The sequence below is a fragment of the Photorhabdus noenieputensis genome (assembly GCF_018448935.1).
GTDB classification, from domain to species: domain Bacteria; phylum Pseudomonadota; class Gammaproteobacteria; order Enterobacterales; family Enterobacteriaceae; genus Photorhabdus; species Photorhabdus noenieputensis.
Genome location: NZ_RCWC01000013.1, coordinates 1 through 15780, shown reverse-complemented (window position 1 = coordinate 15780; position 15780 = coordinate 1). Strand labels below are relative to the sequence as shown.

At 41.9% G+C, this 15780-nt stretch carries 17 protein-coding genes and 2 pseudogenes; 8 read left to right on the top strand and 11 right to left on the bottom strand.

Annotation, left to right across the window (positions count from 1 at the left end; genetic code table 11):
- Window positions 1-88: 88 nt before the first annotated feature.
- The 9 genes from EAE91_RS10880 to EAE91_RS10840 all read right to left on the bottom strand — a co-directional run bounded on the left by EAE91_RS10880 (window position 89) and on the right by EAE91_RS10840 (window position 9663).
- On the bottom strand, window positions 89-2599 hold the full coding sequence (locus EAE91_RS10880; RefSeq protein WP_247982975.1) for a fimbria/pilus outer membrane usher protein: 2511 nt from the start codon (window positions 2597-2599) through the stop codon (window positions 89-91).
- A 23-nt stretch (window positions 2600-2622) separates the two neighbouring features.
- Window positions 2623-3291 carry a fimbrial biogenesis chaperone gene (locus EAE91_RS10875; protein WP_214088518.1) on the bottom strand — a complete coding sequence of 223 codons (669 nt, stop codon included), beginning with the start codon at window positions 3289-3291 and terminating at the stop codon, window positions 2623-2625.
- Window positions 3292-3357: 66 nt separating this feature from the next.
- The gene (locus tag EAE91_RS10870; RefSeq protein WP_214088517.1) at window positions 3358-3867 is read right to left on the bottom strand and encodes a fimbrial protein; all 510 of its coding nucleotides are present in this window, start codon (window positions 3865-3867) and stop codon (window positions 3358-3360) included.
- Window positions 3868-5415: 1548 nt separating this feature from the next.
- The gene (locus tag EAE91_RS10865) at window positions 5416-6153 is read right to left on the bottom strand and encodes a hypothetical protein (RefSeq protein WP_214088516.1); all 738 of its coding nucleotides are present in this window, start codon (window positions 6151-6153) and stop codon (window positions 5416-5418) included.
- A 290-nt stretch (window positions 6154-6443) separates the two neighbouring features.
- Window positions 6444-7367 (bottom strand): LysR family transcriptional regulator, encoded by a 924-nt coding sequence (locus tag EAE91_RS10860; protein ID WP_214088515.1) that lies wholly within the window; start codon window positions 7365-7367, stop codon window positions 6444-6446.
- Between the two features lie 21 nt (window positions 7368-7388).
- Entirely contained in the window at window positions 7389-7670 is a 282-nt protein-coding gene (locus tag EAE91_RS10855; protein ID WP_021326512.1) for a helix-turn-helix domain-containing protein, read from the bottom strand.
- On the bottom strand, window positions 7670-7984 hold the full coding sequence (locus tag EAE91_RS10850; RefSeq protein WP_214088514.1) for a type II toxin-antitoxin system RelE/ParE family toxin: 315 nt from the start codon (window positions 7982-7984) through the stop codon (window positions 7670-7672). Before EAE91_RS10850 ends, EAE91_RS10855 begins: the two co-directional genes overlap by 1 nt.
- Window positions 7985-8349: 365 nt before the next feature.
- Entirely contained in the window at window positions 8350-8997 is a 648-nt protein-coding gene (locus tag EAE91_RS10845) for a recombinase family protein (RefSeq protein ID WP_214088513.1), read from the bottom strand.
- A gap of 309 nt (window positions 8998-9306) precedes the next feature.
- On the bottom strand, window positions 9307-9663 hold the full coding sequence (locus tag EAE91_RS10840) for a plasmid pRiA4b ORF-3 family protein (RefSeq protein ID WP_376744723.1): 357 nt from the start codon (window positions 9661-9663) through the stop codon (window positions 9307-9309).
- Here EAE91_RS10840 and EAE91_RS10835 point away from each other — a divergent pair.
- The 7 genes and pseudogenes from EAE91_RS10835 to EAE91_RS10805 form a co-directional block, all read left to right on the top strand.
- A pseudogene (locus tag EAE91_RS10835) lies at window positions 9650-10003 on the top strand (transposase); the annotation flags it as partial. The gene EAE91_RS10840 and the pseudogene EAE91_RS10835 sit on opposite strands and share 14 nt — an antisense overlap.
- A 344-nt stretch (window positions 10004-10347) precedes the next feature.
- A complete protein-coding gene (locus tag EAE91_RS10830; RefSeq protein WP_214088511.1) occupies window positions 10348-10689 on the top strand; it encodes a bleomycin resistance protein in 342 nt (113 codons plus the stop codon).
- Window positions 10690-10742: 53 nt separating this feature from the next.
- A complete protein-coding gene (locus EAE91_RS10825; RefSeq protein ID WP_214088510.1) occupies window positions 10743-11045 on the top strand; it encodes a hypothetical protein in 303 nt (100 codons plus the stop codon).
- A 169-nt stretch (window positions 11046-11214) separates the two neighbouring features.
- Entirely contained in the window at window positions 11215-11463 is a 249-nt protein-coding gene (locus tag EAE91_RS24985) for a condensation domain-containing protein (protein ID WP_214088509.1), read from the top strand.
- A gap of 252 nt (window positions 11464-11715) precedes the next feature.
- Entirely contained in the window at window positions 11716-12516 is an 801-nt protein-coding gene (locus EAE91_RS10815; RefSeq protein WP_214088508.1) for a hypothetical protein, read from the top strand.
- Window positions 12517-12518: 2 nt separating this feature from the next.
- Window positions 12519-13256, top strand: a complete 738-nt coding sequence (locus tag EAE91_RS10810; RefSeq protein WP_214088576.1) for a TIGR03759 family integrating conjugative element protein — start codon at window positions 12519-12521, stop codon at window positions 13254-13256.
- A complete protein-coding gene (locus EAE91_RS10805; protein WP_244868785.1) occupies window positions 13235-13858 on the top strand; it encodes a transglycosylase SLT domain-containing protein in 624 nt (207 codons plus the stop codon). Before EAE91_RS10810 ends, EAE91_RS10805 begins: the two co-directional genes overlap by 22 nt.
- A gap of 90 nt (window positions 13859-13948) precedes the next feature.
- Here the strand turns inward: EAE91_RS10805 and EAE91_RS10800 are convergent, their stop codons facing one another.
- Window positions 13949-14257 (bottom strand): DUF1016 N-terminal domain-containing protein, encoded by a 309-nt coding sequence (locus tag EAE91_RS10800; protein ID WP_244868784.1) that lies wholly within the window; start codon window positions 14255-14257, stop codon window positions 13949-13951.
- A 244-nt stretch (window positions 14258-14501) separates the two neighbouring features.
- Entirely contained in the window at window positions 14502-14684 is a 183-nt protein-coding gene (locus tag EAE91_RS10795; RefSeq protein ID WP_214088507.1) for a hypothetical protein, read from the bottom strand.
- A gap of 185 nt (window positions 14685-14869) precedes the next feature.
- On the opposite strand from EAE91_RS10795, the pseudogene EAE91_RS10790 reads away from it, so the two are divergent.
- Window positions 14870-15709, top strand: a pseudogene (locus EAE91_RS10790) (TIGR03752 family integrating conjugative element protein); the annotation flags it as partial.
- Window positions 15710-15780 lie beyond the last annotated feature (71 nt).

Genomic DNA, 15780 nt, shown 5'->3' with positions numbered 1-15780 from the left:
CCGATCACATAGTTCTCTATGCTCCCGGGGATTCACTCCCTTGCCGTCGCGATGTATCTTGAAATCCATAGGGTATATATTTACTTAATTACTGACAACGCAATGAAGTCAGAATAATCCCATTAATTTTTTGATATAATTTACTATCGAATTGAATATGACAGCTTTGTTTATCGCCTAAATCGGCTGTTAGTTTTGCTGTGTCACTCACACCACTTAGAAAAACTTCTCCCTTTTCATTCACCATACCATTAACGCCATTTGGACCTGTGATTGTTGTGCCGAATGGGAGCTTCTTACCGTGATGTTGTAAAGTTAAAAATACTCGATGACCAACACGAATAGAATAATCCGCCAATACTAATGCTCCCTTGGTTGGAATGACCTTAGTGGTTGGATTATCAATATCTACGTCATCACCGAATGTATTGGTATCAAGAGATAACATATTTTCCCGATATTGCGATATGTAAGGCACAACGGTATATCCCCGCCAATCTGTACTGATAGAGGTATTATTTAGTACCTTGGCATTGGTTGCTCCAGGGGCACGAATTAAAGCACTAGCGCCGCTTTCGCTAATATTTTGTGCTAGGGTAACGCCATAGGGATGGGCAATAATTGCACCCTCTAATCCATAATTAACCCGCTGATTTTTTCTATGATCAGTGGTATAGCCTACATTAATTGAACCATATGAACCTCTGTAATATAGGCTGGCGGCATTACCTGATTCTTTTTCTTTCTCAGATTTTTCATAGCTGTAATTTTGAGAAATACTATAGTTCAGATTCTGTTGTTCCAGTAAAGAGCCGGATAATGTCATTGAATGCTGGTTGCTACCGTTGATGTTATAAGCGGTATCATAATCTACCGATGCACTGTGATTGTCTGATGGCAGCCATTTATCCAGAGGAATACTGATATTGAATGAAACCACTTGATCGTTATTAATGTTTGAGCGATTACGGTGGTAATTGTAGCTCAATGACAAAGAGATATCATGAATATTAGTATTATAGGACATAGAATATGACTGATTCTTACTGGTTTTATCTTGCCAGTAGTCTTGTTGCCAGGCGGATAATGAGAGACTGCCATATTGCCCTAAGCTTTGGCCCATTGTTATTTGCATCCGGTTTTTAGGCGCGTTATTCCTGTTATTATCAGCAAATTGGTGGTTATTATTGGTGTAGTTATTATTGGCATAGTTATTATTAGCGTCGCTAAAGCTGTAATAACCATTGGTATTGTAGCGATAACCCGCTAATGTCACCGTTGTATTGGTTTCAGTAAAACCTTTACTGTAGCGTATTTGATAAGATTGCCCGCTTTTCTTTTCTCCATTTGGGAAATGGGTTGCTGCATTGGTGACATCGATTGATACCGCGCCAAATTTTCCCAGATTATGTCCTAAACCTAATGCATGGCTTTGATAGTCAGAAGAAACAATAACTCCACCATAAATAGTGGTGCTATCCCATAACCCGTAAATAGCTTCTGTCTGAATAAATCTTTTTTTACTCGCTTGTTTGCCACCGCTAAATTTACCGATATTAGCAAAATATTTCATTTGGCCGGCACGGATCATCAATGGTGAGGCAGCAAAAGGCTGAGTAAATTTTCTGACATTGCCATTTTCTTCATAAATGGATATTTCTAGATCACCATTCAAGTTATTGGGGTAAATATCGGTAATTTCAAAAGCACCTGGTGGAACAAAAGTCTGATAAATAATATTATCTTTCTGGTGCACTTCTATTCTTGCGTGAGTCATAGCAACACCGCGGACAACAGGTGCAAACACTTGCTGGCTATCTGGCAACATTTGGCTATCAGACATCAATTTAATGCCATTAAAAGTGAAACTATCGAATACCATGCTATCGGTAGATGTTTCACCTAATACCAGCCGAGATCTCAATGGACGAATATCCCGTTCAGCATAGGCTTTAAGCGATTTCCATTCAGATGTTGTACCCGTATGGTTGTAGTAACTATTATGACGAATTCGCCACTGACCTAAATTAAAGCCACTACGTAAATTCAGATATTGATTCTGTTCACTTTGATTTTTATTCCAGGACTGCATTCCTGTTAAATGATAATTGGTGAAAAACATAGGCAAACCATCGTCCCACTGATCAGGAGAGATATCTCCCCTGATTTGTGATTGCATGGCAGCTTGCGGAAAATTCAACATCAGCGTAAGAGCACTTAAATCCAGTTCTGCTGACGCCTGTTTAATATATTTCTCCGGTTGAGAAATGATCTCTTGTTCAGCAAGGGATGCTAATTCTGGGAAGCTTGCTATTTTTACCCCGATTTCTTTTAATAAACTGATAGATAATTCAGGGCAAAGTTTTTCACCACAGTTAATAAAGGATAGGCTTTTAACGCCGATATCCTTTTTATTGACGATAACATTAACTTTATAGACGCCTGGAATATGGGAGTCTGTTTTTGCCAAACTCTCCAGATTAATATTTTCTTTGTCTTCGTCTGATAGTTGTAATGCGTTGATATCGAAATACAGCTCTGCATATGCTGGCAACGATAAACAACAGATCATTAAAGCAAAACTGATTATTCTTTTCACAATACACTCATCAGACAATATTATCAGAAATTGAACTGGCGCTCTTCTGTTGTGCCACCGTAATCGTTGATAGCAGTCAGAGTCACGCTTTTTATGCCATTTGGGGCTGAAAATACCTTATGACTAAAAGGGGGAATAAATCCGGGTCTAGGTATTAATTTGCCGTCAATTTTCATCTCATTAAGATTAATGTAATAAGCCGTAGAGTTAGTTAATTGAACACCATTGGCATTACGTGATGCTGCCAAACGATTAATGGCATCATTAGCATCGTTATCAGATAGCCCTGATGGACGATAAATCAATTTGATAATGTTTTTTATCGTGATGATCATCTTGCTATTGTCATTTTTTTCAACTGCCGGAATCGCATTGACATTGAGTAAAAATATCGATTCCCGATCCGCTGGCAGGTCATTACCGATATATGAAACACGAATCTGGTGCTCGCTCTCTTTCGACATTTTAAACAATGGTGGCGTAATAACGAACGGTACTTTATTTTGACTGTTATCGATATTATCTACCCACGATTGAACAAGATAAGGTCTTTCTGTGTCCGAATTGGTGATAGAAATTGTGGCTTCTTTTTGTGAGCCATTATAGATCAGGCGAGTTCCGCCTAAAGTAATCCCTGCTTGTACTTGCCCTATAAAAAGGACAAGCAAAAAGGGAGTAATAAAGCGAAGCATTTTTACTCCTTTAGTTATAAATAATATTTTGTTATAAGTTAGCTTTAATAAAGTATTTGGCTGATTTTATGGGTATATAAGTGTGAAGTTTACGTCTGAGCTAATAGTACCATGCTCCGCTGTAGCATTGGTTGATTGTAATTTTGCTATAAGAGGGATACTGGAATTCTTACTATTAATGCTATACCCATTGACTGATGTATTGGCATCTATTTTATCTCCATTATCTTTAGCCAGTAGAATACCGACGCCGGAAACTCCTGAATTGTATAAAGTAGTATCATTGGTATCTCTGTTACCAGCAAATTCGATACCTATAGTTGAACCGGGGCAATTGGTTAAATTAATTGTAAATGATTGAGAGGAAACTACGGTTCCTACCCTGCCCTTAAATCTTTCTTTTGGTATTTTGCCAAAATTAACTTCTTGAATTCCTCTACTACCGCTGCTAATGGTACAGCCGTTCTCAAGAATAGTACCTCGAAATCTAATTGTTCCATCATAAGATAACGCACTGAAACTACTAAAAACTGCTAATACTGTTACTAAAGAAGCCAACATAAAATTCTTTTTCATTTAAAAATACCTTACCTTAATAAATATGTGTTTTAGTCCTGTTTATATAATAGAAATATACATCCAGCCATTATTATAGTTTAATGGTTGATGATATCATTAAAGTCATTTTTATCATGGTAATATAATGCAATTGCATTTTTAACCATTTTTTACATATACCCGTCATCTTTCAAGTTGCCTCTTTGTTGGCTGCACTCGCTCACCCCGGTCACATAGTTATCTATGCTCCCGGGGATTCACTCCCTTGCCGTCGCGATGCATCTTGAAATCCATAGGGTATATATCTTTAGTTTATCCTAATTTAGTCATTGTTTCTCACCATGTTATAGTCTGTCTCATCTATATTCATATTATTGATAATAATGTCTGATATTAATTTCTTTCCAGAAAAGAATTGTTTTATTCTCTAAAATATCATCTATTGTTATAAATCTATTCGTGTTGTTAATAATGATTCTTATTTTTATTAAGATGTCTAAAACCCTACGACAGATAAGCCCCGCATTAATAGCAAAATTCTTTTAATGTATTGCTAATAACGCAGTGAAAAGTGCTTATAGGCAAGGTGCATAGTACATATGGATAAATTCATCTTCACTATTTTTATTGAAATGGAGATTCAATAGCGATATTAATAAAAGTAGTCTATAGCTACTCAATGCAACACACACTAGTATCTTACTCAAAGAAAGTGAATATTCTGATTGGACAAACCATAATATGTAATGCCATCGCATTAATGATATTAATACGATCGGGTAAACAGTTATCTTAACCACGGTTAAGATAACGAAAATTTCTTCTTATTTTTTTAGGATGTTAGTTGATTTCCAATTCAGAGTTTCTTCTTTGTTTTAGGTCTATTCTCACTCGACGGAAAATAGTATTAACTAAAATATGATCTTTTTCAACAACTTAAACAAAAAAATAGTATTTTTTTTGCAATTAATTAAAATTTCTTTCTATTTCATCGTGTTATAAAATTAAATTAATCGATTGATTGAATTAATTCAATCAAGAAATAATAATGATGTTTATTTAATGTCTTATTTTTCATCATGATATAAATTAGACAAATTGATTCATTTTTGTCTTATTATTAATTCGGATATTCTATTGCTATCGATTTGGCTGTATATTTCATCGTCAAAATCATTAATCACAGTTTTAATCATGGCAGAAATTACGACGTAAAATTGCAATTTTCATTTGTTGTTAACTGACATATGGACAAATAGTGATAATAATATTGTGACTTTCGATACTGTGAAGTGGTCATGGTAACTTTTGTATCCGCGAATTGCATACCGTAATTAATACGGAATTCCTTGAAATCGTTTACATCGAGCTTATTATAATTGGGGAATAGCGTAATTTACTCCCCTTATGGATATCCACTTGTTGATGGGTGATTCGATATCGATTATCTCTGTTTTCTGTAGGCTATTGATATGTCCAGAATTACCGAATCATCACAGCTTTCTAATACAGATTTCAGAAATAACAAACCGGTTGTGCATGAAGCGCCAACCGGAAAATGGGCTTTTATTTTACTAATTTCGGGATCTCACCGTTGAAGTCAATCCACGGGTTGGTGCCCAGCATCTCTGCACTATCAACACTTGGTTCGTCATAGCGCATAACGAAATGCTTCGGCCCGTGGGCAAATGCCACGAGTAGTCCATCCTTAGCATCCAGGAAGCCAGCATGCATTCCGAGTCCGGGATAGCTAAGACGCCAGGCGGGATCGCCAGTTTCCACGCGTCCTATCGATAGTTTTGCAATCTCTCCGTCCGGCAGACGGAAGAACCAGGTCCACGGACCGCCAGCTACAACCGTCATGACTTCATCAATACCCATCCCGTTTTCAGAGCTGTTCACGTGCAGTTTGCCGAATTTTTCGAGAACGGTTTTTCTGGCTTCAACCGAAATTGCTTTCATATCGTAGACCTTGGGATAAGGTGCAACATCTATTTCCGATGTCGATAGAAAACCGCCGCGGTGAGCTTCCGGCTGGCGGCCAGCCAGTCGGATTTGTTCCAGGAGCTCTCCGCGGTGTAAAGAAAATAGCGAAATCAGTTTCTCGCTCTCTTCTCCAGTGAGCGCACGCGTTTTTGACACTTCAAGAATAGGTTTAGCTTCTTCAGGGATCGGCGTTGTACTGACTCGGACGCCGACGGAAAATAAAATTTTGTTGATGTTCTCAATGCCAACGGTCGGCTGACGTCCATCAAGATAAGACAGGACAAGATTTTCTGATGCTGAAATAACGGAATTGTTCATATCTACACCCCAATTTTGATATAACCGGTAAATTCATCTGCAAAACCGAGTATAGGGAGATGGATAGTTTATTAAAATGCCTATTATGTGAAAATATTGTGCACTAGTAGTAAACAATTTTAATACCCTCGCTGATATGACCACTACTTTTCATGACCAGTTTGCTTGGCGTTTATTTCAATCGGAAATTTGCTACTTAAAGAGATTGCCGGTATTCAGAAAAAGTAAATATAAAGACAAGGCGAGTGCTGTGATTCTGCAATAGAGCGTCCGTTAAAATCAGGAGATATTCAGCAAGTTTCGTCCAGTGTATTGACAAGGAAGTCGATAAAAGCCCTTGCCTTGATAGAACGTTCTTTATGAAAGGGTTGTATGGCATAAAGTGCCTGTGTGTCCGCTTCCCATTCAGGAAGCAGTCTGACAAGTTCGCCTGACTGTAGCTCATCAATGACCAGTGATTCAGGTAGTAAAATTACGCCATGTCCAGAAAGGGCTGCCTGTTTGAGCGCAAGTCCGTTATTCACCACATAGGTTCCGGGCTTAAGGTCAACGACTTTCACATCATTTTGATTGTGAAACATCCAGCGTCGTGGAGAAGAAGATAAACTGTAGATAAGACAGTTATGAGAGGCGAGATTTTCAGGGATGAGTATTTTTTCAGAAGCCTCAATATATGCCGGTGAGGCGCATAAGACTCGGGGCACTTTTATCAGCTTCCTGGAACGAAGGCTGGAGTCGCTCAGTTCACCTCCCCCACGTATTGCAACATCTATTCCATGCTCAATAAGATCGGTATATTTATCGCTCATGACAACTTCGACAGAAATACCAGGGTGAGCATGTATAAACTGGCATATCAGTGGATTTAATACCTTTAGTCCTATAGACATTGGAATACTCACTTTTATCGAGCCTGTCAGAGTGTGAGAAGTTTTCATAACTGATAAGTCAGCATTCTCAAGCTCATCCAAGATGTTGCATACCTGATGATAGTAATTCCTGCCACTTGCGGTTATATGCATGCTTCGGGGGTAGCCGGTAACGGCTATTCCTACCGCGACCCCCATCAACCGTACTCCGGCTAGCTCATTAATTCTGATGCGGAAAGCATTTAAACGATTGCTCCACAGATTTTTATGCTCTCCAATATATTGAATTTCCTGTAGAACTTTATAAAAATTATAATTTTTCTTAATTAATGCTAATGTATGCATACATTAGCATTAATTGGCTATTCAGTAGAGGACGATGACAGGCTTTTTAATACCACAGGCGTGAGCGTAACGGGTCAGCGTATCAATGCTGGCTTTCGTGATGTTATTTTCCATGCGGGAAATAACCGGAGGTGTAACCCCCATCCGTTCAGCGACCTGAGCTTTTGTCAGATTGTCATGTTTGCGCCATTCCGCAAGCAGCTCTCTGAGCTTCTCCTTGCGTTCTTCCTCATGCCATGCAGCACGATATTTGTCATCCTGCATCCACTCGTTATGCAGTTCTTTATGACTTACCAGTTTCATTAATTAAATACCTCCGCTAACCGCTTTTTGGCGAGTTCGATTTCTTTCGCTGGCGTTTTCTGTGACTTTTTGATGAAAACCCGGAGCATGATGATTGTATTGTCTTTATGGTATACCCAGATACCTCTGGATATGTCCGTTCCCATTGTGCGGATCTCAAAAAGTCCATCGCCCAGGGGCTTAGTGTCCGGTTCCCGCAATAATCGCGCGTCAGATTCAAGCTTACCGATAAGTCGGTCAAATTTAACCCGAATCCTCACGGGCAATGCCGTGGCTTCTTCCCTAGCTTCCGGGTGATAAACTACGTTAAACATATGGCCTCTCTTTTCTAATTATATTAGTGTATAGGCTAATAAATGGCAATAAAAATTAACCTGTAAGCTAATTTAAATCAGAGAGGTAACAAATTATGAGGACTGTATTTCCAGTTAAATATTATAAGGGTGAGGGATTTGTTGAGCGCAAGGTTGAACTCGACGATCAGGACATCGAGGAAATTATTCAGGACTGACTAATCTAATCTCTGATTCTTTTTTTGTTTCACGATAGGTAGTATTCTTTCGAACTTATCCATAATGCTTAACATCCATTTGCTACGCTTGCTAGTTACGGCCCCATCAACAGCGAGTTTTAACGCCATCACTGAAACAGCCATACCGTTTCAATGCGTCGATGTAAATTATTTCCTGCGTCCTGCCTTTGGAGCACTGATTGTCACCTGATCTAGAAGCGGAAGCCTTTCTTCTTCTGGTATCAGCATTAATGCCAGGATACTGGCTCTAAGCACATTAGTTTGTGTATACCGGTCAAGGACTTTACCATCAGACATAAGAGTATTGATCATATCCGATTCTTCTTCAGTGCAGTTGAGTAAAATTTTACGTATATCCGCAGGCGGTCGACTAGTGCGTTCTCCGCGCTGTTTTTTAGCCGAGATCCCTTCGGCTTGTTTTTCCCGAATTAATGCCTGATCAAACTGGCTGAATGCAGACACCATATGCAGCTCCTGCATGGGAGTTTCCTCGCCATCACTAAACGTGAGCTGTTCTTTTAGAAAGATCAGTGTAATACCTTGCTGACGTAAACGCAGGGTCAGGGCACACATATCCATCATATTGCGGCATAGCCGGTCAATGGAGTGAACAATAATGGTGTCGCCTGTTCTGACCTGTTTAAGCATTTCCTGAAGTTGTGGCCGGTTGATGTCTTTAGCACTGGCCTGTTCGAGATAAATTTTGTCAATTTCAATCCTGGATGCAGACAGCGCTTCTTTCTGGCGTTCAACATGCTGATCAACAGAACTCACCCGGATGTAGGCATAGTGCATATCAGCCTCAAAACATAACAAAGAATTATAGAATTATCTATAAAGCCCACTTTTCCGATGCTTACAGAGCGCAATTGACTTATTTTAAATACGAACTGAAAAGGTATACCTTTATAGAGTCCAGTCTAAGCCTTGCGAATAGTTAGGCGTGTAAAAATCATAGTTCTTTAATAACCCGTTAAGTCGATGGCGGTTAAACTTGACGCGATTGAACTCGTTGATGAATGCTTGGATGTCGCCAAACGTTGTATCGTCATTACTTTCGACAATAGCCTCTAAGAGCTTCAATGTTGCTTCGGCTTCATCATATTAGGTGCCATCAGGCATACCTTGTCCACTGAGACAGGGAGGCGTACTTTTATTTGAGTCAGATTCAATTGCTTCGATACGGATATCCAGTAGCCAATGCCGATAGAAATCGTACTCATAAGTGAATTTATCACGGTTTTTGAAATGAAAAGACGCAAGTGAAACAGCCCAGGGATCATCATAAAAACTGAGGCTGCCTTTATAGTAGATACCATAGTCTTTACCGTAGATATGAAAGGTATGGAGATGGTCATTATCCCAGCCGAAAGCAAATTGTAGTAGAAAATGAAAGGCTCCTAATGACATATCGCTCTTCATTCGAAAACGTCGCCAGAGCCCCTGAATTGGCCCTATCACGGCGAGTGTGTTTTCCTCACAGCTGGGCGATGGGAAGCAATACGCACACAGCCGGGATTTTGCAGTCTCAACGGGATTGGTTCTCCGCCAGTACAGTACTGGGGGAAAGACAACCTTATTGGGGATCAGTAAACGGGGTAACAAGACACTCCGGCAACTGTTAGTGCTATGTGCCCGAACGTCCATACTGCATATTGAGCATAGAAAGGGCAAACAGGCTGACTGGGTTAAGCAGCAACTTGAACGAAAGCATTCTAATATCGTGGCCTGTGCGTTGGCTAATAAACTCGCCCGGATAGCATGGGCTATTACGACACAACACACGGTATTTGTTGCCTGAAACTGACGTCATTGTGAATCTATTTAACTATTACCCCACTGGTTTTGCGAAGACTGATAATTGATGACATGAACGGCCTACCGGCCTGATGAGAAACCTGGCATAAAAATTAGCTCCTTGAAGCTGGCATACTTTTAAGGTTCATCAGGCGCGGAACTCATCGAGGCGCAGGTTCCTTGCCTATAGTGACGCCAGATAGATTTAAGCAAGCCCAAAATTCATCAAAATGAGTGTTGCAAAAACGAGGGTGACCATAGATTATTTAATGAGAGTAACGTACAGTGATTTGTCAGGCAATCCTGTATGAGCGTTTAAAAATTATATATAAATAAAAGGGAAAATGTATGAGCGATTGGGAGGCTGTCCCTGTATTGGCTGCATTGGATCTAGATGAATTGGTTGACTTTTACACAAGTAAACTTGGGTTCCATTGCGACAATTTTGTTCCTAATAAATATGCGATAATTAGCAGAGGGGAAGCTGAAATCCATTTTTGGGCATGTAACGATAAGTACATTGCAGAGAACACTTCTTGCTATATTTTCGTGAAAGATATCCAAAGTGTGTTTCAAGAACTACAAGCGCAGACTGAAGTCTCTCCGCTTGCGGAAACTCCATGGGGCATGTTGGAGTTCCACCTAATTGATCCAAGTGGAAATTTACTTAAGTTTGGGCAGCCAGTTTAGCTGTTTAACGTTCTCCCCAACTCCTGTTTATTCAAAGTATATGGACATCGAACTTGAAAAATCCATTCAAACGTATGGCTTCTTTTTCCGCTGAAAAGAAGATAGAAATTACCAGAAAGGTCAAGCAACTAAGTAGCGCAAGCAACACTGAGCAGAATAAAAAAGAAAGGCATGCTGATGAAAAGGAGGGCGGAGAATCATTCATAGAGTGGTTGAAACTTCATCAGGAAAATAACAATGGAAATCAAAAAGAAGAAGCGCTGTCCCCTGTTACAAGTTCTCAGTTAAGGCTGTGGTATCTGAGTCAGATAAACGACACCCATTCTATTGCCTACAATATTCCTGTTGCACTGTAGATAATAGGCAGTCTTGATGTTGCCAAGTTAAAGCAAAGTTTTGTAAAACTGGTTGAACGCCATGCATGCCTGAGAACGTGCTTTCCGGTGTTCGACGGCATTCCTTCTCAATGTGTCCTAGAGCAATTACAACCTGTTTTTATACAAAGTGTAAAAAACACATGAAGAGGTGACTGACTACATACACAAGCGGGTAAAGATACCATTTGATTTGGAAAACGGCTCCTTGTTTAGGGTGCAATTGATGAATCTATCCAACACCGAACATCTACTGCTGGTGTACTTTCACCATATTATTGCCGATGTATGGTCAGTTTCAATTCTTGTTAGAGATCTCGTCGCACTCTTTACCGATGAACGAAAGCATAAAAAACCGTGGGGCAATCATTTAAATGCTCCCTTCGGACGGCAGTTCTGAATGGCGAGCTAAAAGGCACAATTTGAACGTTAGTATCCCAGCATCATTTTCATTTTTTCATGTTGAATTTTTTATCGTCATCCTCTCTGGTTTTGCACAGTATGCTTCCCTGTATCAGGGTAATCATATGATTAGACTCTAATCACTACTGAATAAATCGCATTTCTGTGTCGGTTGTTTTGTCAAGCAACCCGATAATACTAAAAGTACGCCAGACACAGTGCCAAATAAAATAAACAAGGATGCTGTGGTATGACAACTGAAACCCCTCCTCTGTCGCCGTCGTCGATGTCTGAAGCTGAAATTGACAGCTTGCGGCAGGCGGTTTCTCAAAAGACCCAATCCAGGTTGTTGTCGTTAAAAAAATGTCTGGGGTATCTGTCAATATTGCTTGTTATTGTCAGCATAGCGCTGCTGGCATTCGTGGTACGGCAGCAACATCATCAGTTAGTGGAATTTCAGTCATTGATGCGAAATGGATCATTCCAGCATTTGCCTGATGAGGTGCAAAATCTGCACGAACGGCTTGATAAAGCGGATACCGGCTTTGTCTCCCGTCAAAACTGGCAAATGCAAAATGACCGGTTTCATCAGACATTGATAGCGCAACAGGGATCCGTTAACGACCAACAGAAATCGCTGGTACAGTCAGTGGCTGATTTAAGCCGTGCGCATCAGGATCTTACCGAAGCAGTGAGTGTATTGAAAAATACCGTGAAACAGCAGGAAATGCGCATTGACGCATTAATCGCGTGGAAATCTCAGCAGGAAAAGCATACTGGTAGAAAAGCGGGTACACCTGATCGGGAAGTTCTTCGAACAAAGAAACGGATAGTGGCTCCTTTCATGCTTTCTGGTATTGAACGTCGTGGAGAACAAGTTTATGCCGTTATTATTCCACGAGACACAGATCCTCATTCCCAAATATCTCAAATGCGTTTACTGACTCCGGGTGAAAGCGCATTTGAGTGGACGTTGGTCAGTATCTCCGATTATCAGGCTTTGTTCCAGGTACAAGGGCATCGTCAAACCCTGTCAGTCAATGAAGGGTAATGATGAGAAAAGATTTTTTCAGCCAGAGGAAGGGGGTGGTGTTTATTGGCGTTGTTATGTCTCTGTCAGCTTCGGCAGCACAGGTTGCTATCTCTGAACAGACAGAAACGGGAATGAAAGCGACTCAGCAACAGGTCACGCAGACTGAAAACCACCGTATTCAGGCTCAAATGTGGGGGCTGACGGAAGCAGAGTTTCAGCGTTATCAGCAATTGATGCAGGGACAACGGGGCATTCAGTCTCCTGGGCTCGATCCGTTGAGTGCCTTGGGTATTGAGGCCGAAACAGTACAAGCGCGTCAACGTTATGCAGAATTGTGGGTTAAACAGGAATATGTCCGTACTGAAAAAGAGTTGGCATTCCAGCGGACGGTGGATGCGGTCTGGAAGCGTCTGGCACCGAATATTTTGCCGGTTAATTTAGGGAAGGGGGACGGAATCGCACAGGGTAATCAAGGGCGGCTGGCGTTATTTGTGAAAGAGGATTGCGCGGCTTGTGATGCCCGGCTGGCTGCTGTCTTGTCAGCTGACCGTGAGGTGGATATTTACCTGGTAGATAGCGAAGGCAACGATGATGTTTTACGTACCTGGGCAGGTAAACATCATATTCCATCAGAAAAAGTCCGTAGCCGAGAAATCACGCTTAATCATGACAAAGGACGCTGGCGACAATTTGGTCAGGGGAAAATGCCGGTCGTACTACAACATGAGAATGACGGATGGCGTGTGGTGGCATTTTGAGTCTCGCTGTGGCGGGCAGCCTTTTTTGGGTGACAGAAGGTATGGCCGCGGCGGTAAAACAGGTCGTCCCGCTTGGGTACCAGCAGATTGCGCGGGTGCATGGCGTACCTGCCGAAGTGCTTTATGCGTTGGCACTGGCTGAATCGGCAAAACGTTTGCCACAGGAGAAACATGAACGCCCTTGGCCGTGGACGCTCAATGTGGCTGGAAAAGGTTATCGTTATGCAACCCGACAAGCGGTCTGGCAGGCGTTGCAGGGATTTATGCGTAGCGTACCCCTCAAACGTATTGATGTGGGGATTACTCAAGTGAATTTAGGCTGGAACGGCCATTATTTTCGTTCTTATTGGGATGCCTTGGACCCCTATACTAATCTTCATGTGGCAGCCCGTACTCTAAAAACCTGTTATCAATCCAATCCGGGTAGTTGGTTGAATGCGGCAGGCTGTTATCACCATCCCGCTGGCGGTCAACCCGCGAGTAAGTATCGGAAAATCGTCGCACGTAAACTGAGTACGCTAGAAACCCGATATCCTGTTTTGTCCACCAATATTGCTGTAGCTAATACGACACAGATCTGGATTGAACCGAAGGAAAAATAAAGAAGATGTTAATCCATAACTTAATCCGTTATCGCTGCCGTTTATTTTTAATGATGATGATATTGACGCCCTGTTCTCAGGCTGCACTGACTATTGTGGCTGATGAGTCTGTTCTGCATACCAGAATCGCTCGGTTTGATCCTTTATCCTCTCAATCAGCAGAATGTTATGACCCCACGGCAATTGTGCCACAGGTTGTGGCACAATTGTCGATACGGGCTTTCCGGAACCTTGTTGCTCCATTCGTGGCAAGGCGTACTCCCGGTAGAAACGTAGCATGCGCTTCAGGTTCCTTTCTGAGAAGCCTTTGACCTCTGGCAATTCATTAACAATATCCCGTGCCAGCTTCGGGATGATCCCCGCTCCCCACCCCTGTTGCTCCTGACGCTCATGGAGCATGTGACCGATGTCCTAGTACATCTGGATTAGTTCAGCATTGACGGACTGAGCGGCTCTGCACTGACCCCCACGGATCCGTTCCTTTACATCGGTGAGTAACGAAGTGTAAATCTGTAGTTCTGATGTCATGATTATCTTGTTTCTCTCAGTATTTTGTAGACGGTGAAGCGGTTAATATCCAGTTGCCTGGCAATCTCAGAAGCTCCAAATTCCTCATCTTTCATTACCAAAACCTGTTGTCGGTTTATAGACGGAACCTGACGCCCTTGGCTTCGATTCGCCCTTCTTTGGTTTGTTCCAGTCTCCGTTGCCGTTCGGTCTGAGCCACTGTTGACCGGATAGTACTCCTGTCGTCCAAGAACCAGACGGTTACATCCATCTCAAGCAGGTAATAGTTGTGTTCAGTGGTGATATTAGAAAATATCAATTATCAACCCGCTTATTTTAAGTGAGCCAGGATGTTTATAGCTCTGTTTCAACCTTAAATTCAAGTACCAAAAATTTCTAAAATCAGATAAACAATTATTCACTGTAATCGTTACCCTTTTCGTCACTCTGTTGATGTATATATCTACGCTGATTTAGGGTAATGCTATGGTTTATTTCCGTTTAAATACATTGAGCCGTCATAAAGTGGCATACGACGGTATGACTAAAAATCAGCGAGCCATTACCGAGGGTCATACAAACGAGACTGTCCGGCCCGTTTATACCCTGCCCGAAAATACGACGCTGGTCGGCAGCCAGGCGATGACGGCATTATTAGGCCGGGTACCGGTAAATGACAAAGTCACTGACCCGTATCCTTTTAAGATACCGATGGGTAAAGATAACCTGACTGCCAACGGCATTGAACTGCCGGACGTGGAAGGCGCGATTGTTTCCGGTACAGCTACCGGTGACTGGACCTTGTCTTGCGTACGCGGCAATGTCACCTCTTTAACCTTTGTCTTTGCAGACGGCACCGTCAGAACCGTACCGAAATCGGATCATCGCACTAATGGCAGCCATCATGTTCAGGATAATCATGGCAGCGGTATCGGCTGGTTGTCTGACGATAACGGTATTCCATGTATCAGCGGGACACGGAAATCCAATGCATCCAGCTACTTGCCAACTTTATTTGCTCTTTCTGGTGGTACAGCAGCCGGTGATGTGCTGTCACAGAGCCAGCTTACCACCCAGACTAACGGTTATGGCGGTGCGACGTCATCACTGACCGGGGATGCCGGTAAAGCGGTTTTGGGACAAGCGGCTGCCGGAGGATTTAAAGCCGTGTCGAAATGGGTCAAAGCCCGTTACGGCCAAACCTTTGATGCCGTCTACGTGCCGCCGGGAGCCAGTGTGGCGGTACATATTACCCAACAAATCCCCATTGATTACGACACACAGGGGAGCAAGGTGAAATACCCCTTTAGCCTGGAACAGGAGAACAGCGATGGGCTGGACTGAGAAAGTGAATATCTGTGGAGCCGGTATGTGCAGCGTCAGATTGAAATCAGGTTGTTGGGTTTGCCTGCTCG